This window comes from Spongiactinospora rosea, from assembly GCF_003315795.1.
GTDB lineage: Bacteria > Actinomycetota > Actinomycetes > Streptosporangiales > Streptosporangiaceae > Spongiactinospora > Spongiactinospora rosea.
Genome location: NZ_QMEY01000006.1, coordinates 263,498 through 286,639 on the forward strand (window position 1 = coordinate 263,498; position 23,142 = coordinate 286,639).

At 72.4% G+C, this 23,142-nt stretch carries 22 protein-coding genes; 11 read left to right on the top strand and 11 right to left on the bottom strand.

What is annotated here, in order from left to right:
- Positions 1–11 precede the first annotated feature (11 nt).
- The 4 genes from DP939_RS17355 to DP939_RS17370 all read right to left on the bottom strand — a co-directional run bounded on the left by DP939_RS17355 (position 12) and on the right by DP939_RS17370 (position 2,952).
- Positions 12–755, bottom strand: coding sequence for an NRDE family protein (locus DP939_RS17355; protein WP_113981739.1), 744 nt, complete (start codon positions 753–755; stop codon positions 12–14).
- Between the two features lie 72 nt (positions 756–827).
- On the bottom strand, positions 828–1,583 hold the full coding sequence (locus DP939_RS17360; protein WP_113981740.1) for an SCO1664 family protein: 756 nt from the start codon (positions 1,581–1,583) through the stop codon (positions 828–830).
- A 106-nt stretch (positions 1,584–1,689) separates the two neighbouring features.
- The gene (locus DP939_RS17365; protein WP_113981741.1) at positions 1,690–2,241 is read right to left on the bottom strand and encodes a DUF3090 domain-containing protein; all 552 of its coding nucleotides are present in this window, start codon (positions 2,239–2,241) and stop codon (positions 1,690–1,692) included.
- Positions 2,242–2,250: 9 nt separating this feature from the next.
- Positions 2,251–2,952: a histidine phosphatase family protein gene (locus tag DP939_RS17370; protein WP_113981742.1), complete on the bottom strand. Its 702-nt coding sequence runs from the start codon at positions 2,950–2,952 to the stop codon at positions 2,251–2,253.
- A 193-nt stretch (positions 2,953–3,145) separates the two neighbouring features.
- Between DP939_RS17370 and DP939_RS17375 the strand changes: the two genes are divergently transcribed.
- On the top strand, positions 3,146–4,090 hold the full coding sequence (locus DP939_RS17375; protein ID WP_113981743.1) for an aldo/keto reductase: 945 nt from the start codon (positions 3,146–3,148) through the stop codon (positions 4,088–4,090).
- A 276-nt stretch (positions 4,091–4,366) separates the two neighbouring features.
- Positions 4,367–5,287 (top strand): hypothetical protein, encoded by a 921-nt coding sequence (locus DP939_RS17380; protein WP_147268031.1) that lies wholly within the window; start codon positions 4,367–4,369, stop codon positions 5,285–5,287.
- A gap of 786 nt (positions 5,288–6,073) precedes the next feature.
- Here DP939_RS17380 and fabI read toward each other — a convergent pair.
- The gene (gene fabI / locus DP939_RS17385) at positions 6,074–6,838 is read right to left on the bottom strand and encodes an enoyl-ACP reductase FabI (protein WP_113981745.1); all 765 of its coding nucleotides are present in this window, start codon (positions 6,836–6,838) and stop codon (positions 6,074–6,076) included.
- 1 nt (position 6,839) lies between these two features.
- Positions 6,840–7,544: a 3-oxoacyl-ACP reductase FabG gene (gene fabG / locus DP939_RS17390; RefSeq protein ID WP_113981746.1), complete on the bottom strand. Its 705-nt coding sequence runs from the start codon at positions 7,542–7,544 to the stop codon at positions 6,840–6,842.
- 77 nt (positions 7,545–7,621) lie between these two features.
- Here fabG and DP939_RS17395 point away from each other — a divergent pair, with 77 nt between their 5' ends.
- A complete protein-coding gene (locus DP939_RS17395) occupies positions 7,622–9,115 on the top strand; it encodes a TldD/PmbA family protein (protein ID WP_113981747.1) in 1,494 nt (497 codons plus the stop codon).
- Positions 9,115–10,485 carry a metallopeptidase TldD-related protein gene (locus DP939_RS17400; RefSeq protein WP_113981748.1) on the top strand — a complete coding sequence of 457 codons (1,371 nt, stop codon included), beginning with the start codon at positions 9,115–9,117 and terminating at the stop codon, positions 10,483–10,485. The genes DP939_RS17395 and DP939_RS17400 overlap by 1 nt, the downstream gene beginning before the upstream one ends.
- Positions 10,486–10,576: 91 nt before the next feature.
- Here the strand turns inward: DP939_RS17400 and DP939_RS17405 are convergent, their stop codons facing one another.
- Entirely contained in the window at positions 10,577–10,789 is a 213-nt protein-coding gene (locus DP939_RS17405) for a dodecin (RefSeq protein WP_111169827.1), read from the bottom strand.
- 54 nt (positions 10,790–10,843) lie between these two features.
- Between DP939_RS17405 and DP939_RS17410 the strand changes: the two genes are divergently transcribed.
- The gene (locus DP939_RS17410) at positions 10,844–11,155 is read left to right on the top strand and encodes a DUF3099 domain-containing protein (protein WP_113981749.1); all 312 of its coding nucleotides are present in this window, start codon (positions 10,844–10,846) and stop codon (positions 11,153–11,155) included.
- A gap of 230 nt (positions 11,156–11,385) precedes the next feature.
- On the opposite strand, the gene DP939_RS49115 is transcribed toward DP939_RS17410, so the two are convergent.
- Together DP939_RS49115 and moaA are read right to left on the bottom strand one after the other, a co-directional pair.
- Positions 11,386–12,543 carry an NTP transferase domain-containing protein gene (locus DP939_RS49115; RefSeq protein WP_199565215.1) on the bottom strand — a complete coding sequence of 386 codons (1,158 nt, stop codon included), beginning with the start codon at positions 12,541–12,543 and terminating at the stop codon, positions 11,386–11,388.
- 116 nt (positions 12,544–12,659) lie between these two features.
- The gene (gene moaA / locus DP939_RS17420) at positions 12,660–13,649 is read right to left on the bottom strand and encodes a GTP 3',8-cyclase MoaA (RefSeq protein WP_113981885.1); all 990 of its coding nucleotides are present in this window, start codon (positions 13,647–13,649) and stop codon (positions 12,660–12,662) included.
- A gap of 201 nt (positions 13,650–13,850) precedes the next feature.
- Between moaA and DP939_RS17425 the strand changes: the two genes are divergently transcribed.
- Positions 13,851–15,005 carry an RtcB family protein gene (locus DP939_RS17425; RefSeq protein ID WP_113981751.1) on the top strand — a complete coding sequence of 385 codons (1,155 nt, stop codon included), beginning with the start codon at positions 13,851–13,853 and terminating at the stop codon, positions 15,003–15,005.
- On the opposite strand, the gene DP939_RS17430 is transcribed toward DP939_RS17425, so the two are convergent.
- Complete coding sequence (locus tag DP939_RS17430) at positions 14,993–16,768, bottom strand: ABC transporter ATP-binding protein (protein ID WP_113981752.1); 1,776 nt, start codon at positions 16,766–16,768, stop codon at positions 14,993–14,995. The two genes, DP939_RS17425 and DP939_RS17430, sit on opposite strands and share 13 nt — an antisense overlap.
- A 78-nt stretch (positions 16,769–16,846) precedes the next feature.
- Between DP939_RS17430 and DP939_RS17435 the strand changes: the two genes are divergently transcribed.
- Complete coding sequence (locus DP939_RS17435) at positions 16,847–17,449, top strand: TetR/AcrR family transcriptional regulator (protein ID WP_113981753.1); 603 nt, start codon at positions 16,847–16,849, stop codon at positions 17,447–17,449.
- Here DP939_RS17435 and DP939_RS17440 read toward each other — a convergent pair.
- A complete protein-coding gene (locus DP939_RS17440; protein WP_225878307.1) occupies positions 17,419–17,928 on the bottom strand; it encodes a GNAT family N-acetyltransferase in 510 nt (169 codons plus the stop codon). The two genes, DP939_RS17435 and DP939_RS17440, sit on opposite strands and share 31 nt — an antisense overlap.
- Positions 17,929–18,066: 138 nt before the next feature.
- Here DP939_RS17440 and DP939_RS17445 point away from each other — a divergent pair, with 138 nt between their 5' ends.
- Genes DP939_RS17445 through DP939_RS17460 form a run of 4 tightly spaced genes read left to right on the top strand, consistent with a single transcriptional unit; the run spans position 18,067 to position 23,138 of the window.
- A complete protein-coding gene (locus DP939_RS17445) occupies positions 18,067–19,107 on the top strand; it encodes a LacI family DNA-binding transcriptional regulator (RefSeq protein ID WP_113981755.1) in 1,041 nt (346 codons plus the stop codon).
- Positions 19,108–19,152: 45 nt separating this feature from the next.
- The gene (locus tag DP939_RS17450) at positions 19,153–20,886 is read left to right on the top strand and encodes a class I mannose-6-phosphate isomerase (RefSeq protein WP_113981756.1); all 1,734 of its coding nucleotides are present in this window, start codon (positions 19,153–19,155) and stop codon (positions 20,884–20,886) included.
- Positions 20,883–21,764 carry an ROK family protein gene (locus DP939_RS17455; protein ID WP_199565216.1) on the top strand — a complete coding sequence of 294 codons (882 nt, stop codon included), beginning with the start codon at positions 20,883–20,885 and terminating at the stop codon, positions 21,762–21,764. Before DP939_RS17450 ends, DP939_RS17455 begins: the two co-directional genes overlap by 4 nt.
- A gap of 15 nt (positions 21,765–21,779) precedes the next feature.
- Positions 21,780–23,138, top strand: coding sequence for a sugar porter family MFS transporter (locus DP939_RS17460; protein WP_113981757.1), 1,359 nt, complete (start codon positions 21,780–21,782; stop codon positions 23,136–23,138).
- Positions 23,139–23,142 lie beyond the last annotated feature (4 nt).

Sequence of the window (23,142 nt, forward strand, 5' to 3'; positions counted from 1 at the left end):
AGGGGCGGCGTTCAGGGCGCGGGCAGGACCCGGCGGAAGGCGGCGGGGTCGGCGGGGCGGGCGGAGAAGTCGTAGCGCACGCCGTCGCGGGCCAGCGCGAGCAGCGTGACCGACGAGGAGCCCCAGACCTGCCCGCCGGGCAGCCTCCTGCACACGATCAGCGCGCGCTCGTCGGCCGTGGGCAGGCCGTCGCCCGAGGCCAGGTCCAGCCAGGGGCCCCAGTAGGCGTCCGGGGCGCCGGCGCCCGCGCGGCCGGGGCGCGGCAGGGCGGCGAACCGGGGGCGGAAGTGGGCCACCCGCGGGTTGTCCGTGCCCTGTTCCCAGCCGCTGTTCACGATCATGTGGGTGCCGGGCGGGAGCTTGTCGGCGGTCAGCCGGCCGCCGTCCCAGTGCCACATCCGGACCTCAGAGCGCTCGGCGAGCACCAGGTGGAACGGGTCGTACCTGGACAGATCGACGTCGGGCAGGTCGCCGCGGCGCAGGGCGAGCAGCGGCAGGTCGCCGCGGGAGCGCCGGATGTCATCGCGCGCGAGGACGCCGCGGCCGTTCAGCAACGCCGCCGCCCGGACCCCCACCGGATCGACCGCCAGCCAGGTGCCGCCCGCCCGCAGATCGCGCCCGCCGAGCACGCCGGGGTGATCGGGCCAGTGCTCGCCCGGTGGTGTCCAGGGGCGGCCCTTCAGCTCGTCCCTGACACCGGCCAGGATCACCGGCGCCTCCTCCTCCGGCGCGAAGCCGACGACCACCGTGCACATCCGCGTCCGCCTTCCCTCCCGCGCGTCCTGTGCAGGCTACGCCGCCGGGATCGGGGGCGGCGCGGGCGGGGGTCAGATCGGCGGCCAGGGGATGGCGGGCCAGTCCTCGGAGGGGTTGGGGTGCAGGCCGCTCTCGATGAGGCGGGTCACCCTGGCCTGGGTGGCGGCCAGCTCGGGCAGGGTCAGCAGCTCGCGCAGCCGGCGGCCGAGCCTGCCGTTCTCCAGCTCGCGGTGCAGCCGGCCGAGCACGTTGACCGCCTCGCGGGGAAGCTGCTTGCCGCGCCACTGCCACAGCACCGTGCGCAGTTTGTCCTCGTGGGAGAAGCAGACGCCGTGATCGACGCCGTAGACGTGGCCGTCGGCCAGCGGCAGCAGGTGGCCGCCCTTGCGGTCGGCGTTGTTGACGACGGCGTCGAACACCGCCATCCGGCGCAGCCCGGGGTGCCTGCTGCGGATCAGCGCGATGAGGTCGACCTGGTCGTCGGCGTCGATCCAGAGCTGGCACATGCCGGGGCCGAACGGCCCGTCGCGGTAGACGGTGGGCGGCACGATCCGCCACCCGGTGATCTTGGAGACCTCGAAGGCGGCCACCTCACGGGCGGCGAGCGTGCCGTCCGGGAAGTCCCACAGCGGGCGCTCGCCGCGTACCGGCTTGTAGACGCAGGCGGCGCTGAGGTCGCCCAGGCGCACCGTGCAGTAGAGCGTCATGTTGCTGGCCTCGACCAGCCGGCCCGCCACCTCCAGCCGGCCCTCGCGGAGCAGTCGCAGCGCCGTCTCGTCGTCCAGCACCGGCTGCGCTCTCAAGGCGGACTCGCCCTCGGCCGTCATGACCTCTCCTCCGCCCGCGCCGCGCGTGCGCGGCGATCCCCCCGAACACGTGATCCTCCCGGCACACGGAGCCCATAGCGCACGCGGGCACCGATGGATCTCTCGCTCACGCACCCCCCTGAAGGCTGCCCCGATGACCGTTGAGACGGACACAGACGTGACCGTCCGCGTCGAGCGGGCGGCCGCACAGCGGACACGGCGGCCGGCCCGCGGCGACGACCGCGAGCGCGCGCTTGGTGAAGGCCCTCGCGACGCCGGCGCTGACGCGCACGCGCAGCACCGCCGGCTCCGTGGGGTCGAGATCCTCCTCGTCGGTGATCTCCTGCGCCTCGATCACCACCTGGCCCGTGTCCTCGTCCCAGGCCAGGGCCATGGTGCCCACCCGGAAGTCCTCGCTGATGGGCAGGTCGAGAGGCGCGTTGTCGGTCAGGTCGGCCGGTGCCATGGCGGGGACCCGGGAGGCGCCGCCGCTCATCCGCAGCACCTCGTCGAGCAACTCGTCGAGGCGGTCGGCGAGCGCGGCGACCTGGAACTTCTCCAGGGCGACCGTCGTCAGCCGCCCGGCCTCGCGGGCCTGGAGGTAGAAGGCGCGTGCCCCCGGCTGCCCCACGGCACCGGCCACGAACCTCTCCGGCGAGTCGTAGTCGAAGACCGGCATAGCCCGACCTTACGTGCTTCCGGCGCCGCCGCCGACAGCGGCGTCGCTCCCGGTGGGGTTTTCTCCCCCGTCTTTGTGCTCTGCGGCGGGCGGCGGGCGCAGGCCGGCCACGTCGCCCCCGATGTCGTTGAGTCTGAGCACGAAGGGCCGCAGCGGGGTGTAGCGGATCGCGGTCACCGAGGCCGGATCTGCGATGATCCGCTGGAACTGGTCGAGATGGAGCCCCAGGGCGTCGGCGACGATGGCTTTGATCACGTCGCCGTGGCTGCACACCAGATATACGCCTTCAGCACCAAGCCGGGCATTCCACTCGCGCACCGCGGTGATCGCGCGATGCTGCACGGCGGTGAGGGATTCTCCCCCGGGGAACGTCACCGCGCTCGGGTGGGACTGCACGACCGGCCAGAGGGGGTCCGCGGCCAGCTCCTTCAGCGGCCTGCCGGTCCACTCGCCATAACGGCACTCCCCGAAGCGCTCGTCGGTCTCCACGCGGATCCCCGCACGGCCCGCCGCCACGGCCTGGGCGGTCTCCTGGCAGCGCTCCAGCGGGCTGCTGACGATCGCGTCGAGGTCGAGCCCGGCCAGTCGTTCGCCGAGCGCCTTGGCCTGTGCCGCGCCCGCCTCGCTCAGATGGACCCCCGGGGTCCAGCCCGCGAGGACCGGGCCGGTGAGCTCGGTCAGCCCGTGCCGGGCCAGCAACAGCGTCGTCACGCCGTCCAGCCTAGGTCGTGTCACCCCCATCCGGGCACCCTCGCCCCAGAACGGCCCTCGACCGTCGCGTGCTATGGGGGCCGGGACGCGGAAAAGGGGCATCGGCCTTCGCGACATCGGCCTCGCCGAGGCCCATACCAGGGCATGAGGCTCTACCACGCGGATGGGCCGCTGACGGTAATCTGGCCTGATCATGGAGCAGCGCTATGTCGGGCGGAGCGGGCTTTCGGTCTCGCGTCTCGGCCTCGGCACGATGACGTGGGGACGCGACACCGGCCCGGAGGAGGCGGCGGCGCAGCTTCGCACGTTCGCCGAGGCCGGGGGCACGCTCGTCGACACCGCCGACGTCTACTCCGGGGGCGACTCCGAACGACTGCTCGGCAGGCTGCTGCGCGACGTCGTCCCGCGCTCCGAGGTGGTCATCGCCACCAAGGCGGTGCTCACGCCCGACGGCGGGCGGCCCTGCGACGCGTCCCGGCGGCACCTGCTGACGGCGGTGGACTCCTCGCTGGCCCGGCTGGGCGTCGATGACGTGGAGCTGTGGCAGTTGCACGCGTTCGACCCCGAGGTGCCGCTGGACGAGACGCTGGCCGCCGTGGACGCCATCGTGTCCTCCGGGCGGGCGGCCTACGCGGGGGTGTGCAACTACGCGGGGTGGCAGGTCGCCGCGGCGGGCGTCGCCCAGCGCGCCACGCCGGGGCACGCCCCGGTCGTGGCGGTCCAGGCCGAATACTCGCTGCTCGCCAGAGACGCCGAGCGCGAACTGCTGCCCGCGGCCGAGTTCGTCGGCGCGGGCGTACTGGCCTGGTCTCCGCTCGGGCGCGGGGTGCTGACCGGCAAGTACCGCACCGGCATCCCGGCCGACTCGCGGGCGGCGACCCCGCATTTCGCGGAGTTCGTCCGTCCCTATCTGGACGAGCGGTCCCGCCGCGTGGTGGAGTCTGTCACGACCGCGGCGGAAGGTCTCGGCGTCTCGCCCTTGGCGGTGGCGCTTTCCTGGGTGCGCGACCAGCCCGGAGTCGCCTCGGCCATCGTCGGCGCACGTACCGACGCGCAGCTCACCGGTGTGCTGGAGGCGGAGGAACTGGTTTTGCCCAGGGAGATCAGGGAAGCCCTTGACGACGTCTCCGCGGACTGAGATGCGCATGTTCACGCCCGAGCCCCGGCGGGATACGAGAGCGGACCTCACGTATCACTAGTCGATACCGAATCGCAACTTTCTGCTGAAAATTCGGGCGAGTTCACAAAACTGTCAACCGGGTGACTGAGGGGTAACCCACGGATGGCTGCCATAGCGGGCGCGGAGCGACGACCTGGACATCAGCGGGCGCGCGCCGCGCGGCATGGCGTGAGGCGGAGGGGAAGTTCCATGGGGAGGGGAAGGCGGAAGGCCGCCGTCTCTGCGGGCGCCTTGGTGCTCGCACTGGGAGGCGTCGCGGCCGGGGCACCGCCGGCGGCGGGATTACCCGGCGGCGACTGCGATCCGGGAGGCAACGGCGGGCTGGTCTCCAACCTGACCGGAGGGGTGTGCGAGCTGGTCGACGGCGTCACCGACGTGGTGGACGACGTGACCGGCGACAAGCTGAAGCCGCTCACGGAAAAGATCGACGAGACGGGAGAGAAGCTGCACGGCGGTAAGCGGCGGGAGGACGGCGAGCGGGGCGACGGTGGCAAGAACGGCAATGGCAATGGGAACGGGCACGACAACGGGAACGGGAACGGTCACGGTCACGACAGGGACGACGGCTTCGCGCCCACCGACCGGCCGCAGAGCCCGCGCCCGACGCAGCCGTCGCTCGGGCCCCGCGGCGAGGAGCCGACCCTGGAGGAGAGCCAGGGCCCGTGCCTGATGGAACGGCCCGGCTGCACGATCACGCCCGCGCCCACCATCCCGGCGGAGCGCGAGACCCCCTCCCCCTGGCCCACGGCCACGCCCGGGCCGCCGATCCCCACGCCCGTGCCGTCGCAGCGCGACGGGCGGGAGCGCGAGGAGGTCGGCCTGGTCCCGGTACGCCCCTCGGCGCCGCCCGGCCCGCGTACCCGGCTCACCGACACCGGGCGCCGGGCCAAGGCCAAGACGGTGGACCCTGAGCGGCCGAGGTTCGAGCCGCTGTGGCCGTACACCGAGCGGTTGCCGCAGATGCGGGACGCCAGGCCCATCGTGCGCCCGGCACGGCGCTCGGACGTGCTCGGCACGGCGCTCACCGCGGCGCTGCTGCTGTCGGCCATCCTGGCGGCCCGGATCAGCCACACCAGGCGCGCCCGCGAGGAGCACCCCGACTCAATGCCCTTCGACCCCATGCGCGCCCGCAACGGCACCCACAAACTCGCCTGACGCCCTCCCCCGCGGCCGGGCCCGGCCCCCGCCCCGCCGCCTCCAAATCGTGCAGCCGTGCGAAGCGGCACCGGAGGGACCTCAACGGCCGGCCATCCCACCGCCGCCCGATGAGCGCCCCGGGAAACGGCACGCCACCACCGTGGGCGACGGGTCACCTGGCTTCAAGTGGCGGATCCCGTCGCCGCCGATCAATCCAGGGAACGGCACACCATCGAGCGGCCGTACCCGCGGTGGCACGACATGGCCACAGCCTAAACACCCAACGCGCCCCGCACATACCTCCGCCGCCGCCCGACGAATACAGGAAAGCGACCACACCAGCACCGTGGGCGGCGGGTCACTGGCCGGCCGCACCCGCCGGAGCCAGGCCACGCCACAGACCAGCGAAGCGGGGCCGCACGGGGATGGCGTCCCCACGAGTGGTGGAAAAGCCGCCTGGCTCCGCGTTCCGGCGGATCGCCGTTGGCGGGCGCCGGGCACCGCCGTCGCGCGTCTCGCCGTTGCGGCGCCCGTGGGGGTGCGGCCGGGGCGGTCATGATCCGGCGGACCACGGCCGTTCTTGCCGGTCCACGAGGTATGACCGTGATCACTGGACTTTTACACCACTAGGTGGGACGCCATCCGCACGGAACCGCCCGATCAATCCAGGGAACGGCACACCATCGAGCGGCCGTACCGGCGGTGACACGAAAGCGTGCGGAGGCCCCGCGGAGCGGGGCTTCGCGGGGCCTTGTGGGGTCGGGCGTCTTCGGCGGGTGCCGAGGAAGGTGATCAGGGGGAGGGTCAGGTGCCGACGGCGTGGACTCCGCCGTCCACGTGGACGATCTCGCCGGTGGTGGCGGGGAACCAGTCGGACAGGAGGGCGACGCAGGCGCGGGCGGTGGGGGTGGTGTCGGCGAGGTCCCAGCCGAGGGGGGCGCGGGAGGGCCAGGAGTCCTCGAACTCGGCGAAGCCCGGGATGCTCTTGGCGGCCATCGTGCGCAGCGGCCCCGCGGCCACCAGGTTGACCCTGATGCCCTGCGGGCCGAGGTCGCGGGCCAGGTACCGGGCGCAGGACTCAAGGCCGGCCTTGGCCACGCCCATCCAGTCGTAGACCGGCCAGGCGCGGCTGGCGTCGAAGTCGAGGCCGACGATCGACCCGCCCTCCTTCATCAGCGGCAGGCAGGCCACCGCGAGCGACTTGAAGGAGTAGGTCGAGACGTGCACCGCCGTGGCCACGTCCTCCCACGAGGTGTTGAGGAAGTTGCCGCCCATCGCCGACTGCGGGGCGAAGCCGATGGAGTGGACGATGCCGTCCAGGCCGTCCAGGTGCTCGCCCACGCGGTCGGCCAGGGAGTCGAGGTGGCCGGTGTCCTGGACGTCGAGTTCGAGCACCGGCGGCGTCTCGGGCAGCCGCTTGGCGATCCGCTCGACCAGGCTGAGCCTGCCGAACCCGGTCAGGACGACGCTCGCGCCCTGCTCCTGGGCGACCTTCGCCACCGCGAACCCGATGGAGGCGTCGGTCAGGACGCCGGTGACCAAGATGCGCTTGCCTTCGAGGATTCCCACTTCAGTGCCCCATTCCCAGGCCGCCGTCGACCGGGATGACCGCCCCGGTGATGTAGGCCGCTTCGTCGCTTGCCAGGAACTTGACCACCCGGGCGACCTCGGCCGGGCTGGCGTAGCGTCCCAGCGGGATGCTCTTGCGGATCTGCTCCTGGCGGGCCTCGTCCAGCTGGGCCGTCATGTCGGACTCGACGAAGCCGGGGGTCACCACGTTGACCGTGATCCCGCGCGAGCCCAGCTCGCGGGCGAGCGAGCGGCCGAAGCCGATGAGGCCCGCCTTGGATGCCGCGTAGTTGGTCTGCCCGGCCGAGCCCGACAGGGCGACCACGGAGGAGATCAGGATCATGCGGCCCCGCTTGAGCCTGAGCATGCCACGGGTGGCCCGCTTGGCGACCCGGTAGGCGCCGGTCAGGTTGGTGTCGATGACGTCGGTGAAGGTGTCCTCCTTCATCATCGCCAGCAGGGTGTCCTTGGTGATGCCCGCGTTGGCCACGATCACCTCGACCGGGCCCTGCTCGGCCTCCACCTTGCCGAACGCGGCATCGACGTCGGCCGCACTCGTCACGTCGCACCTGACGCCGAACAGTCCCTCGGGGGGCTCACCCGAGCGGTAGGTGACCGCCACGGCGTCACCGCCGGCGGCCAGTTCACGGGCGATCGCGAGGCCGATGCCGCGATTGCCACCGGTGACGAGAACAGAACGACTCATGGATGCGACGTTAGCGCCTACCCGCCGGTAGCCGGGTTGTCCGGGAAGGACAAGATCACACGGTTAGGATCGTTGACATGCGCCAGATCGATGCAGATTTCCTCGCGCTGCCCCTGCGGCGGCTGGCGGACGCGGCGTTGCAGCGCGCCGGAGACCTCGGCGTCGAACACGCCGACTTCCGGCTCGAACGCGTGCGTGCCGAAACCCTTCGCCTCTATGACGCCCGGTTGGAAGGCTCTATGGACGCCGACGATCTGGGCTACGCCGTACGTGTCGTCAAGAACGGCACGTGGGGCTTCGCCGCCGGGATCGACCTGACCCCCGAGGCCGCCGCGCGGGTCGCCGAGCAGGCGGTCGAGGTGGCCACCGTGGCCGCGGCCGTCAACCGGGAGCCGATCGAGCTGGCCCCCGAGCCGGTCCACGGCGAGGTGACCTGGGTGTCGGCCTACGATGTCGATCCCTTCGAGGTCCCGCTCGCGGAGAAGGTCGCGCTGCTGGCCGACTGGTCGGGCGGGCTGCTCGCGCACGCCGACCACGTGCAGGCCTCGCTGATGCAGGTCAAGGAACAGAAGTTCTACGCCGACAGCGCGGGCACGGTCACCACCCAGCAGCGGGTGCGGCTGCATCCGGCGCTGACCGCGATGAAGGCCGCCGAGGGCCGCTTCGAGGAGATGCGGACCCTCGCGCCGCCCGCCGGGCGGGGGTACGAGTACCTCACCGGCACCGGCTGGGACTTCGCGAGCGAGCTGGCCGAGCTGCCCGGCCACCTCGCCGAGAAGCTGGCCGCGCCGTCGGTGGAGGCGGGCGAGTACGACCTGGTGATCGCCCCGTCCAACCTGTGGCTGACGATCCACGAGTCGATCGGTCACGCGACGGAGCTGGACCGAGCGCTCGGCTACGAGGCGGCCTACGCGGGCACCAGCTTCGCCACCTTCGACAAGCTCGGCGAGCTGGTGTACGGCTCGCCGGTGATGAACGTCACGGGCGACCGTACGGCCGAGCACGGCCTGGCCACCATCGGTTACGACGACGAGGGCGTGGCCACCCGGGAGTTCGACATCATCACCGGCGGCGTGCTGAGCGGCTACCAGCTCGACCGGCGGATGGCGCTGATGAAGGGCTTCGGCAGGTCCAACGGCTGCGCGTTCGCCGACTCCCCCGGGCACATGCCGATCCAGCGGATGGCCAACGTCTCGCTCAAACCGGCCGAGGGCGGCCCCTCCACCGAGGAGCTGATCGCCGGGGTCGAGCGGGGCATCTACGTCGAGGGCGACAAGAGCTGGTCCATCGACATGCAGCGCTACAACTTCCAGTTCACCGGCCAGCGCTTCTACCGCATCACCGGCGGCAGGCTGGACGGCCAGCTCCGCGACGTGGCCTACCAGGCCACCACCACCGACTTCTGGCGGTCGATGGAGGCCGTCGGCGGGCCGCAGACGTACGTGCTCGGCGGGGCGTTCAACTGCGGCAAGGGCCAGCCGGGGCAGGTCGCGCCGGTCAGCCACGGTTGCCCGGCGGCGCTCTTCCGCGGCGTGCGGATCCTCAACACCGTGCAGGAGGGTGGCAAGTGATGACCCCGCAGGAGATGGTCGAGCGGGCGCTCGCGCGAGACGGCGCAGACGACCGTGTCGTGATCGTGGAGGAGGGCTCCACCGCCAACCTGCGCTTCGCGGGCAACACGCTGACCACCAACGGCGTGGCGCGCAGCGCCCGGCTGACGGTGATCTCGGTGTCCGGGCAGGGCGTCGGGGTGGTCTCGCGCGCCGGGGTGCGCTCCGAGGAGCGGCTGGCCGAGGTCGTCGCGGCGGCCGACGCGGCGGCGCGCGACGCGCAGCCCGCCGAGGACGCCCGCCCGCTGGTGGACGCCCGCTCCTCGGGCGACTGGACCGAACCGGCCGCGGTCACCTCGATCGGCGTCTACAGCGAGCTCGCGCCCGCGCTGGGCGAGGCGTTCGCCGCGGCGGAGTCCGGCGGCAGGCGGCTGTACGGCTTCGCCGAGCACACCCTCACCAGCACGTTCGTGGGGTCCTCCAGCGGTCTTCGAGTACGCCACGACCAGCCCACCGGCCGCCTTGAGCTCAACGCCAAGTCGCCCGACATGAAGCGCTCGGCGTGGACCGGCCTGGCCACGCCCGACTTCGCGGGGATCGACGTGGCGGCGCTGGACGCCTCGCTGGCGCAGCGGCTCGACTGGGCCAAGGTCCGCGTCGACCTGCCCGCCGGGCGGTACGAGACGATCATCCCGCCGACCGCGGTGGCCGACCTGATGGTCTACCTCTACTGGTCGGCGGGGGCCCGCGACGCCGCCGACGGCCGCACGGTGTTCTCCGCGGCGGGCGGGGGCACGCGGGTCGGCGAGACGCTGTCGCAGGTGCCGGTACGCCTCTACAGCGATCCGGCGGCGGCGGGCGTCCAGTGCGCGCCGTTCGTGGTGGCGCACGCGTCCAGCCGGGAGAGTTCGGTCTTCGACAACGGGCTGCCGCTGGAGCCGACCGACTGGATCTCCGAGGGCAGGCTCACGAACCTGCTCCAGACGCGGTACTCGGCGGAGCTGACCGGGCTGTCCGCCACGCCGCCGATCGACAACCTGATCATGACCGGGCCGGAGGGCGGGCGCTCGCTGGAGGAGATGATCGCGAGCACCGAGCGCGGCCTGCTGCTCACCTGCCTGTGGTACATCCGCGAGGTCGATCCGCAGACGCTCCTCCTCACCGGGCTCACCAGGGACGGCGTCTACCTGGTGGAGAACGGCGAGGTGGTCGGCGAGGTGAACAACTTCCGGTTCAACGAGAGCCCGGTGGACCTGCTCGGCCGGCTCAGCGAGGTGGGCGCGAGCAAGCAGACCGTGCCGCGTGAGTGGAACGACTACTTCACGCGCACGATCATGCCGCCGGTCCGGGTGCCGGACTTCAACATGTCCACGGTCAGCCAGGCGAGCTGACCCGGCATCGTCCGGCCGGTCCCGCGCCGCGCGCATGCGCGGCGCGGGACCGGCCATGGCACCCGGGTGCCGGCGGGTCTGGAAAAGATCTTCAGGCGTCTTCCAGGCGGAAGCCGACTTTCAGGCCCACCTGGAACCGGCCTACCTGCCCGTCCGTTATGTCGCCTCTGATCTCTGTCACCTCGAACCAGTCGAGATGTCGCAGCGTTTGGGAAGCGCGCAGTATTCCATTTCGGATGGCCTGATCAACGCTCTCCCCCGAAGTGCCGACTATCTCCGTCACCCGATACGTTCGATCCGTCATCCCACCATGATGCCGCGATCGCACCCACCGGACCGGAGGTCTACCGTGGATAACGTGAAGCTGTGGCACCGCAGGCCGATCGTGCACGCCGTGACCGACGCCCGGCCCTCGCTCACCCAGGACATCGGCCGCCGGGAGAAGCGCTACCTCATCCAGATGGCCATCAGGACCATCTGCCTCGTGCTGGCCGTGGTGCTGGACACTCCATGGCCGATCAGGGCGCTCTTCATCGCCGGCGCGATCTTTTTGCCGTACGTTGCCGTGATCGGGGCCAACGAGCGGGGTAAGGGCGACACTCCGGAGCCGGACGACGCCGGGCCTAACCAAAACGAGATACCAAGGCACCGTCGTGAGATCGGGTCGTGACTAACTCTTGACGCATCCTATGGGTAGTAGGTGTACGCTTTAGCCAAGCGCTCTGGTCCCCCGTCAGGGCGCTGGTGCCGGCGTTCCGGGCCCCCGTCGGAACGCCGATGACGCGACGCCGGGTGGTTTGCCCCCGTAACCACCCGGCGTCGCCCTTTTCCAAGGTTTTTCTGCACTTTTATGTGAATTCCTTGGTTTCTCCGATCAAGGTCCGACCGGCCGGCGCCCGTTCAGTCCGCCGTGGCCTCCCCGGTGTCCTCGGCCTCCCGCCGCTCGAACCCGCGGGCGAGCGCGGCGAGCCGTGCGGCGGCGCCGGGGGCGGCGGTGCCCTGCCCCTCGGCCAGGCCGAGCAGGTAGGCGGTGAGCGGCGCGGCGGGGCGGGCCACGCCGTGGGCCACGTCCTTGGTCAGGTCGAGCACCAGGTCCCGGTCCACGCGCTCGGGGTCGACGCCGAGTTCGGCGCACACCAGGGCGGTCCATTCCGCCAGCACGTTCATCTCTGCTCCTTGTCTGGCCTGCCGTAGGTCGTCCATTGTGTCGCAGTCGAACCAGGGCGTACCCGGGAGCGCCAGGCCGGCCGGGGCGAGGGGGGCCAGCAGGCCGTGCAGCGAGCGCCCGCCGTACGCGGCCAGGGCCTCGCGCAGCACCGCCGTCCGCCAGACGCCCGCCAGCCACTGCTCGCGGCCCTCAGCGTCGAGCAGGACGGCCCCGGCGCGGCCCTGGGCCGCTGTCAGCAGGCCGTGGACGTGCGCGCCGGTCAGGAACGGCAGGTCGGCCGCGAGCAGCGCCAGCCACGGCGCGGTGACCTCGGCCAGCCCGGCCCGCAACGCGGGCACCGGCCCGCCCCCGGGCGGATCCTCCCGGGTGAACACCGCCCCGGGCAGCGGCCGGGCCGGGCCGACCACGATGAGGCGGCATGCGCCGGGCACGGCGTCCGCCACCCGCTCCAGCAACGTACGGCCGGCCACCACCATCGCGGGCTTGTCCCGCCCCCCAAGCCGCCGCGCACCCCCGCCGGCCAAGATCACCGCATCGTAGGCCACTCCCACACCCACGTCCGTCCCCACCACCGGCCCCGCCGATCCACCCACCACGCCTCCTGTACCCACCGCCGCACGCCGCCCAGGTACCGATCGACGCGCCCGCCGCCGGGCCGCCCACCAGGCCCGCTCGCGGGCCTGCCGATACGTCCGCCGCGCCTTCTGTGCCCACCGCCGCGCCCTGTGTCCAGTACCGGCCAATGCGCTCACCACCAGGCCACCCGGCACACCGGCGCCCGCCACTGAGCCGGGCACCGCGCCCCCTACAGCCGCGCCGTGCGCGACCACGGGACCGGCGCTGGGCCCGCCGTTGGGCCGTCCGGCGTGCCCGCTCGCGGGCCTGCCCATCGGGCCTGGCGATATGTCCGCCGCGCCAGTACCGGCCAATGTGCTCGCCGCCGGGCCAGGCGGCGCGCCTCCTGCAGCCGCTGGTGTGCGCGGCCACGGGCGGGCCGTCGGGTGGGTCAGCCGCCGATGGCCGACATCGGACGGGCGGGCTGGAGGAAGCTGGGGTCGTCGATGCCGTGGCCGGCGCGCTTGATTCGCACCGCCGCCTTCCAGCGTTCGGCGAGTTCGTCGTCCGAGGCCCCGGCGCGCATGGCACCCCGCAGGTCGGACTCCTCGGTGGCGAACAGGCAGTTGCGGACCTGACCGTCGGCGGTGATCCGCACCCGGTCGCAGGCCCCGCAGAACGGCCGGGTGACCGAGCCGATCACGCCCACCCGGGCGGGGCCGCCGTCCACGAGGAACAGTTCGGCGGGGGCGCTGCCGCGCTCGACCGGATCGGCGGGGGTCAGCTCGTGGCGGGAGGAGAGGACGGCCAGGATCTCATCGGCGGTCACCATGCCCTCGCGGGTCCAGCCGTGCTGGGCGTCCAGCGGCATCTGCTCGATGAACCGCAGCTCATACCCCCGCTCCAGGCAGAACTCCAGCAGCCGGACCGCCTCGTGGTCGTTGATCCCGCGCATCAGGACCGTGTTGACCTTGACCGGCAGCAGCCCCGCGTCCGCCGCGGCCGAGAGCCCGGCGAGCACGTCGCGCAGCCGGTCGCGGTGGGACAGCCGGACGAAGACGTCGCCGTCCAGGGTGTCGAGGGACACGTTGACGCGATCGAGGCCCGCCTCGGCGAGCGGGCCCGCCAGCCGGGCCAGGCCGATGCCGTTGGTCGTCAGCGACACCTGGGGGCGCGGCCGCAGGCCGGTGGTACGGGCCACGATCTCGGTCAGCTCACGCCTGAGCAACGGCTCGCCGCCGGTGTAGCGGACTTCCGTGATGCCCAGCCGCTCGACTCCGATCGCGACCAGCCGCATGATCTCCTCCGCGGTGAGCAGCTCTGGCTTGGGAAGCCAGTCGAGCCCCTCGGGCGGCATGCAGTAGGTGCACCGAAGATTGCACCGATCCGTGAGCGACACCCGCAGATCGGTGGCCACCCGGCCGAACGAATCCAGCAGCACGGGCCTCACCTCCATCCTTAACTGGAAGATTACGGGAAGCCGGTTTTCTTCCCCGCATCGGCGATTCTCCCTGTCTCGCCCGGTCCCCGGGACGTTCCTGAGCACCAGAGTTCCGCTCTGTAAAGCGGGGGGTCGGAAAACGAGTGGGATCTTGACGCGCCCGTGGGCAGACTGGACGGGAGTCCTACCGAGGAGACCGTGATGCCGAACCAGCCCGCGCCCAACCTGCTGTCGTGGGCCAGCGAGATCGACGATGGCGCGATCGCGCAGGCCGCCCGCGCGGCCCGGCTGCCCATCGTGTCGGGCCATGTCGCGCTCATGCCCGACGCGCACGTCGGCATCGGCGCGACCGTCGGATCGGTGATCCCCACCGAGGGAGCGATCATCCCGTCCGCGGTCGGCGTGGACATCGGCTGCGGCATGGTCGCCACCGAGACCTCGCTCACCGCCGCCGACCTGCCCGCCTCGCTCGACGCGCTGATGCCGCTGGTGGAGAAGCGCATCCCGGCGGGCGTGGGCAAGGGCCACGGCGACCCGTCCGTGGACCGCGCGCTCGACGATCTGGGGCTGCCGCAGACCACCCTGACCTCCCGGCAGCACGCGAAGGTGGCCGACCAGTTCGGGACGCTCGGTTCGGGCAACCACTTCGTCGAGGTCTGCCTGGACGAGCGCGACCAGGTCTGGACGGTGCTGCACTCCGGCTCGCGCGGCATCGGCAACCAGCTCGCGACCATGCACATCACGGGCGCCAAGAAGCTGATGCGCGAGCAGGCGCTCGGCCTGGAAGACCCCGACCTCGCCTACTTCACCCAGGGCACCGCCGAGTTCGACGCCTACATCAAGGACATGCTCTGGTCCCAGCGCTACGCCATGGCCTCCCGCGCCCGGATGGACAAGGTGCTGGTCAACGCACTGTTCCGAGTCGTGGGCAAGGGCACCCGGCTGCGTACGATCAACTGCCACCACAACTTCACCCAGGCGGAGACCCACCACGGCAAGCGGCTGTGGATCACCAGGAAGGGGGCGATCAAGGCCGATGTCGGCGACGAGGGCGTGATCCCGGGTTCGATGGGGACGCGCTCCTACATCGTGCGCGGGCGGGGCAACCCCGACTCCTACAACTCCTGCGCGCACGGCGCGGGCCGCCGGATGTCGCGCGGGCAGGCCAAGCGGGAGCTGACGGCGTCGTCGCTGAAGCTGGCGATGGCGGGCCGCACCTGGAACGAAAGCCGCGCGGCGGCGCTGGTCGATGAGCACCCGGAGGCGTACAAGCCCATCGACCAGGTGATGGAGGACCAGCGCGACCTGGTCGAGGTCCGTCACACGCTGCGCCAGATCTTCAACTACAAGGGCTGATCGGCGGCCACGGGGGCCGCGATGCGCAGGGCCTTGACCAGCTCGCGGTAGAGCGGGTCGGTGGCCAGCAGTTCCTCGTGGCCGCCGGTGGCCCGGATCCGGCCGTCCTCCATCACGATGATGGTGTCGGCGTCGACCACCGTGGAGAGCCGGTGGGCGATCGTGACGACCGTCCCGGACCTGGCGCGGTCGCGGATGCAGTCCTGGACGGCGGCCTCGGTGAGGCCGTCGAGCTGGGCGGTGGCCTCGTCCAGGAGCAGTACGTCGGGGGTCCGCAGCAGAGCGCGGGCCAGCGCGATCCGCTGGCGCTGACCGCCGGACAGTGACGAACCGGACAGCGGGGTGTCCAGCCCCTCCTCCAGGGAGTCGATCTTGTCGGCCAGGCGGACCTCCGCGAGCACCCTGCGCACCTCCTCGGGCGTGGCGCCGGGGTGGGCGTGGAGCAGGTTGTCGCGGATCGTGCCGGGCACGACGGGGGTGTCCTGCTCGACGTAGGCCAGCCGGGCCCGCAGGTCGTCGTGGGCCTGCTCGCGGTACGGCCGGCCGTACATCAGCAGCTCGCCCTCACCCGGCTCCAGGAAGCGCAGGATGAGCGAGAACAAGGTCGTCTTGCCCGCGCCGGAGGGGCCGACGATCGCGATGTGGCCGCGCCGGGGAATGGCGAGATCGACGCCGCGCAGGGCCGGTTCGAGGCCGGGGCCGTAGGCGGCGGTGACGCCGCGCAGTTCGATGACGGGCCCGTCCCCTGCGGGTCGCGGATCAGGGTGGCTCTGCCGTACGGCGGGCGCGGCGGGCTCCACGTCGAGCGCGTCCACCTCACGGATGCGCCCGGCGGCGGCGATCCCCGACTGCAGGGCCGTGATGTTCTGGCTCAGCTCCGTGATGGGCTCCATCAGCCCGAAGGCGTACAGCAGGAAGGCGATCAGGCTGGACACCTCCAGCAGCCCCGCGCCGACCCGCCAGGCCCCGAGGCCGAGGATCATGATGATCGCGAACTGGACGCCCGACCAGGCGACGGTCCAGGCGACGGCCTCCCTGCGCAGGGCCCGGATGCCGAATTCGGCGGACTTCTCGGCGTCGGCCACGATCCGGCCGGCCTGGCGCTCGCCGGCGCGGCCGGCCTTGACGGTGCGGATCGCGCGCAGCGCGCCCTCAAGCGCTCCGCCCATCCGCCCGACGTGCTCCTGGGCGTGCTCCTGCGCCTTGGCGATGCCGGGCATCAGCACACCGAACAGGACGGCGACCACGGCCACCGCCGCCACCGTGGCGCCGAGCAGGGCCATGTCCAGGACGGCCATCAGGACCAGCGTGCCGATCAACGTGACGGCGCCGTTGATCAGCGCGATGACGCTGGAGGAGGCCGCCTCGCGCAGCAGCACGGTGTCGGAGGTGACCCTGGTGACCAGTTCGCCGGGCGAGCGGGCGGTGATCGCGGGGACGGTGGCGCGGAAGAACCGGTGCACCATGGCGGCCCGGGCGTCGAACACGACCCGCTCCCCCATCGTGCCGAGCACGATCCACTGCCAGGTCCAGATCAGCGCGCCGAACACCAGCAGCCCGAACAGGGCCGCCACCGGCCCGCCGAGCGACGTCGACGCGCCGAGGGAGTCGAGCACCCACTTGGTGACCATCGGGGTGGCCAGGCTCACCGCCGAACCGGCCAGGGCGAGCACCAGCCCGCCGGCCAGCGTCCGCCGGTAGGGGCGGGCGAAGGACCACAGAATGCGGAGGCGCGAAAAGCGACGAGCTTCCGGAACAGTCATGGACACTAGTGGAACAGGAGTGTTCCACTAGTGTCAAAAGATTTTCATAACGGAACGCCTGTGGTTAACTTCAGGGGTATGGAAGGTGAGCAGGAGGCCGAGACCCGTACGCGCACACGCACCAGGCGGGCGATCCTCGACGCGGCCGTCGCCGTGCTGTCGAAGAACTCCGGCGCGTCGCTGAGCGACGTGGCGGCGGCCGCCGGAGTGGGCCGCACCACCATCCATCGCTACTACCCCGAGCGGTCCGACCTGCTCGCCGCGATCTCCCGCGACTCACTCGACAAGATCGACACCGCGACGCTGCGCGCCCGCCTCGACGAGGGCACCGCCACCGAGGCGCTCGACCGCCTGTGCCAGGAGTACTTCGAGCTGGGCGAGATCCTCACGCTGCTGTTCAACGAGCCCGCGCTCATGCAGGGTCCGGAGTGGGAGGTCGAGACCGAGTCCGACCGCACGGTGCTGCGGCTGGTCGAGCGCGGGCACGCCGAAGGTTCGATCGATCCGGAGATGCCGCCCGAGTGGGTCCAGAACCTCCTGTGGGGCCTGCTCTACATCGCCTGGGAGCATGCCCGCGCATCGGGCGCGCCCCGGCACACGGCGCTGGCGCTGTGCCTGCGCAGCCTGGCCAAGTCGATCGCGCCGCCCGCTCAGCCCGGCAGTTCCCGGGTGCGGGTGTAGAAGGGCCGAAAGCCGCGGCGCTTGTAGTTGGTCAGCGCGTGGGGGTGGTCGAGGGTCGAGGTGTGCAGCCAGACCCTGCGGGCGGGCTCGCCGTGCGGGCCGACGGCCGCCCACGCCTGCCGTATCGCCAGGGTGAGGGCGTGCCCGCCGATCCCCTTGCCGACGTACTCCGGCACCAGCCCGAAGGAGTCGATCTCCACATCGCCCCGCAGGCCGACGCGCAGGTGGAGGATCCCCGCGATGTCGTCGCCGTGCTTGATCAGCCAGCAGCGCCGCTCCGGGTCCGCGAGCAGTTCCGCCCACTCCTGCGGTGAACGCCGCACGCTCCGCCACTTGTGCGGCTCGCCGACCCGTACGTGCGTCGGCACGATGTGCGGCGAGCCGGGCGGCGCCCACTCCAGCGTCACCTCGGCGGCCGGGCGACCCGGCCGCAACTCCGCCACGTCGGTCATCTCAACATATGTAATGATCTCTTCCACGAGAGCACATTACATAAGCGCGAGCGACGGAGGTAGTGATGGCTCCCTTCATGCCGGTGGCCGCGCCGGGCCGTCCCGCGCCGTGGACGCGCGCAATATGCTGAGCCCATCCACGAAGGACGCGATCCAGGAGTGCCCATGAGCCCGGCCACGGGCGGACGCCACCGGCCGACCATGCGGGACGTGGCGCGCGAGGCCCAGGTCAGCGTGATGACCGTCTCCCGCGTGGTCAACGGCGGAGACCCGGTGAACCCGCAGACCAGACAGCGGGTGCTCGACGCCATCGAGCGCCTCGGCTTCCGCCCCAACAGCCTGGCCAGGGGCCTGCGGCACAACCGCTCCACCGGGCTGATCGGGCTCGTCGTGACCAATCTGGCCAACCCGTTCTACTCCCGGCTCGCGGTCGCGGTGGAGGAGACGGCGCGACGGCTCGGCCTGGCGCTGATCGTGGGCAACACCGACGAGGACGCCGCGCGCGAGCGGCAGCTGGTGGAGGACCTGCTGGCCCGCCGGGTGGACGGGCTGATCATCGTCCCGGCCGGGGAGGACCACGGTTACCTGGCCGGCGACCTCACCCGGGGCACCTCCGTCGTGTTCTGCAGCCGCCCGCCGCGCGGCATCGACGCGGACGTGGTGACGGTCGACGACTTCGGCGGGGCGCGCGACGCGGTCGCCGGGCTGGCGGCCAAGGGACACCACAGGATCGGGTACATCGGCCACCTGGCGCGGATCCACACCGGCGGTGAGCGGCTGAACGGCTACCTCGCCGCGCTGGCCGACGCCGGGCTCCCCGCCGCCGAGGAACTGGTCAGGGTGGGGATCACCGGCGCGGAGGAGGCCGAGCGCGCCGCCGCCGACCTGCTCGGCGGCCCGGCGGCCCCGACCGCGCTTTTCACCTCCAACAACCTGCTCACCGTGGGCGCGCTGCGGGCCATGCGCACCCTGCGCGCGGTGGGCGGGGCGGGCACCGAGCTGGTGGGGTTCGACGACTTCGACCTCGCCGACATGCTGGAGCAGCCGTTCTCGGTGGTGGCCTACGACGCCGAACTGCTCGGCCGTACGGTCACCGACCTGCTCGCCGACCGGCTGGCCGGGGAGACCGGGCCGCCGCGGGCCGTGGTGATCGGCACCAGGCCGGCCCCGCGCGGCACGCTCGCCGCGCGGCAGGCCACTCGCTGAACATTCATTGACGGAGCGGTGAGCGGTAACGTTAACATCGCGAATGTGAACGTTACCAGTGGCGATGACCAGCAACGACGCGTGTACGACCCGGTTCCCTGTTATCCCCTGGCGGCCGGATCGGTCGATGAGGGTCACGCCGCGCTCGCGCGGGCCATGGCGGCGAGCCGCCCCCGCGTGCTGGCCCTGGACGGCCCCGCCGCCCTGGACTGGAACGGCTTCGCCGAACGGCTGCGCGCGGCCCTTACGGGCGAGGGCGGCCTTTCCGTGGCGACGTACGACGTGCGCCGCCACCACGCCCCGCCCGAGGAGGTCCGCCGCCGCACCCAGGGGTCCGCGCTCGACGGCGACCCCAACTTCGTCCGGCTGAGCGGCGGCGACCTCGCCGACGTCTTCGACGGGCTGCCCGCCGCCCTCGACCCCGCCCCCGCGGACACGCTGGTCGTGTACGGCCCGGGCGCCGCGCTGGTGGGTCATGACGAGCTGTGGTACGTCGAGGTGGCCAAGCGCCACACCCTGGCCGCGGTACAGGGCGGCCAGGCGCCGAACGTCGGCCACCCGGCCGGTGAGCCCGGCGTGGAGAAGGTCCACCTGTACGTGGACTGGCCGCTGCTCGACCGGCACCGCGAGCGGATCTACGACCGGATCGCCCGGTTCGTGGACGCCGCCGACCTCGCCGCGCCCCGCTCGGTCCGCGGCGAGGATCTGCGCGCCACCCTGGACGGGCTGGCCCGGCGTCCGTTCCGCACCCGCCCGGCGTACCTGTCCGGTTCCTGGGGCGGCCAGTGGCTGCGCAAGACCGTCGGCGTCGAGCCCGACGCGCCCAACGTGGCCCTGTCCTACGAGCTGATCGCCCCGGAGAGCGGCGTGCTGCTCGGCCCCGCGCCGGACGCCGCCGTCGAGGTGCCGTTCGCCATGCTGGTCGCCGCCCGGCCCCGGGAGGTGATGGGCGAGCCGGTGACCGAGCGGTTCGGCACGTCCTTCCCGATCCGGTTCGACTACCTCGACACGGTGGAGGGCGGCAACCTGTCGGTGCACTGCCATCCCCGGCCCGACTACATGAAGGAGGTCTTCGGCTGGGAGTACACCCAGCACGAGACCTACTACGTGATGGTCACCCGGCCGGGCGCGAAGGTCTACCTGGGCCTGCGCGAGGACGCCGACATGGCGGAGTTCCGCCGCGAGTCGCACCTGGCCGAGGACGAGGGCCGCTTCTTCGACGTCGAGCGGTACGTGCAGACCTTCCCCGCCGACCCGCACCGGCTGTTCCTGGTCCCGGCGGGCACGCCGCACGCCAGCGGCGAGGGCAACGTGGTGCTGGAGGTCAGCGCCACCCCCTACCTGTACAGCCTGCGGTTCTTCGACTGGGTGCGGCGCGACGCCGCCGGGGCCCTGCGCCCGGTCCACGTCGAGCACGCGTTCGCCAACCTCGACGTGGAACGGCGCGGCGCGGCGGTCGGCGAGGAACTGGCGGGGCCGCCCCGCCCGCTGCGCGGCGCTCCCGGCGAGGGCCGGGAGGTGCTGCTCGGCGCGCTGCCGGAGATGTTCTTCGAGGTACGCAGGCTGGAGTTCGACGAGCACGTCGGCGACGACACGGGCGGCCGCTTCCACGTGCTCAACCTGGTGGAGGGCGAGGAGGCGGTCATCGAGACCGCCGCGGGCGACCGGCATCCGCTCGCCTACGCCGAGACCATCGTCATCCCTGCCTCCGTCGGGCCCTACCGGATCAGCAGGGTCCGCGGCCCGGCCTGCCGGATCCTCAAGGCCCTGGTGCCATGACCGCCACGATGGTGGGAGCGGTCGACCTGGGCGGCACGCACGTCACCGCCGCCCGCATCGACACCGCCGCCCACCGGCGGATCCCCGGCGGGACGCACGGAGTCCCGCTGCGGGCCGACGGCGGGCGCGACGAACTGCTCGCCGCCATCACCGGCGCGGTGGCCGCCGCGCACACCCCGGCCGTCCGCGCCTGGGGCCTGGCCGTGCCGGGCCCCTTCGACTACGCGCGCGGCGTGGCGCTGTTCGAGGGCGTCGGCAAGTTCGAGTCCCTGTACGGCGTGGACCTGCGCGCCGCGCTGGCCGATGCCACCGGCCTGGCCCCCGGCCGGTTCCGTTTCCTCAACGACGCCGACGCGTTCCTGCTCGGCGAGTGGACGGCGGGCGCGGCGCGTGGCCACGACAGGTGCGCCGGGCTCACCCTGGGCACCGGCGTCGGATCGGCGTTCCTGGCGGGGGGCCGCGTCGTTGACGACGGCCCCGGCGTACCGCCCGAGGGCCGGGTCGACCTGCTGGAGTACGGCGGCCGGCCGATCGAGGAGACGTTCTCCCGGCGCGCGCTGCTGGCCGCCTACGGGGCGGGCGACGGCTTCGACGTGAAAGACCTCATCGAGCGGGCCCGCGCGGGCGAGCCGCGGGCGCTGGCCGTGCTCGGCGAGGCCGTCGGTGCGCTCGGCGCGACGGTCGCGCCGTGGCTGGCCCGCTTCGCGCCGACCGCCCTGGTGGTCGGCGGGGCCATCGCCCGCGGCTGGGAAGTGCTCGCGCCCCTGCTGACCCCCGCCCTGGCCGATGTCCGCTCCCTGCGGCTCCTCACCCCCACCCGGCTCGGCGACGACGCGGCGCTGCTCGGCGCGGCCCACGTGGCCCCGGCCGCCCCCTAGGAGGCGAACCCCCTCATGTCACGTTCCACATCCACCAAACAGATCTACTTCTTCGGCGCCCTGGGCGGCCTGCTGTTCGGCTACGACACCGGTGTGATCGCCGGGGCGCTGCTGTTCATCCGCCAGGAGCTGTCGCTGACCCCGCTCGCCGAAGGGATCGTGGTCAGCTCCCTGCTGGTCGGGGCCATGGTGGGCGCGGCCTTCGCGGGCCGGCTGGCCGACTCCCTCGGGCGGCGCAGGCTCGGGCAGATCACCGCGGTCACCTTCGCCGTCGGGGCGGTCGGGGCGGCGCTGGCCCCGGGGCCCGCGGTACTGGTCCTCTGGCGGATCGTGCTGGGGCTGGCGGTGGGCGCGGCGTCGGTGACCATCCCGCTGTACCTGGCGGAGATCGCCCCCACGCGGATCCGCGGCGCGGTCTCGACGCTCAACGCCCTGATGATCACGGTCGGCATCCTGGTCGCCTACATCATGAACTCCGCGCTCGCGCCGTTCGAGGCGTGGCGCTGGATGCTCGGCCTGGCCGTACTGCCCGCCCTGGTGATGCTCGGTGGGCTGACCACCATGCCCGAGACACCGCGCTGGCTGATCCGCAAGGGCCGCGCGGCCGAGGCCCGCGAGGTGCTGGCCCGCACCCGCGCGCCCGAGGAGGTCGAGCAGGAGCTGGCGCAGATCAGCGAGGTCGAGCGGATGGAGCGGGAACGCGCCGGGCTGCGCGACGTCTTCGCGCCCTGGCTGCGCCGCACGCTGTTCATCGGCGCCGGGCTGGCCGCGCTCAGCCAGCTGGTCGGCATCAACACGATCATCTACTACGCGCCCACCACGCTCAGCACCGTCGGGTTCGGCGACTCGGCGGCGATCATCGCCAACGCCGGGATCGGCGTCGTCAACGTGGCGATGACGGTGGTCGCGATCTGGCTCATCGACAAGGTGGGCCGCAAGCCGCTGCTGCAGTACGGCGCGCTCGGCATGCTCGCCAGCCTGGCCGTCCTCGCCCTGACCTCGCTGCTGTCCGCCGAGGGCTCGGCGGTGGTCGGCGTGGTCACCGTGGTCTGCCTGGCGCTGTTCATCATGTCGTTCGCGGTGAGCTGGGGCGCGGTGGCCTGGGTGGTGATGAGCGAGATCTTCCCGCTCAACGTGCGCGGCGCGGCCATGGGCGTGGCCACGTTCGCGCTGTGGACCGCCAACTTCATCATCTCGCTGCTGTTCCCGGTCCTGCTCGACGCGCTCGGCATCGGCCTGCTGTTCCTGGGGTTCGCGGCGATCTGCGCGGTCGCGTTCGTCTTCGTCCGGTACCTGCTGGTGGAGACCAAGGGCCGCAGCCTGGAGGAGATCGAGCTGGGACTGCGCGGGCAGAAGACCGCCACGAGGGCATGACGGG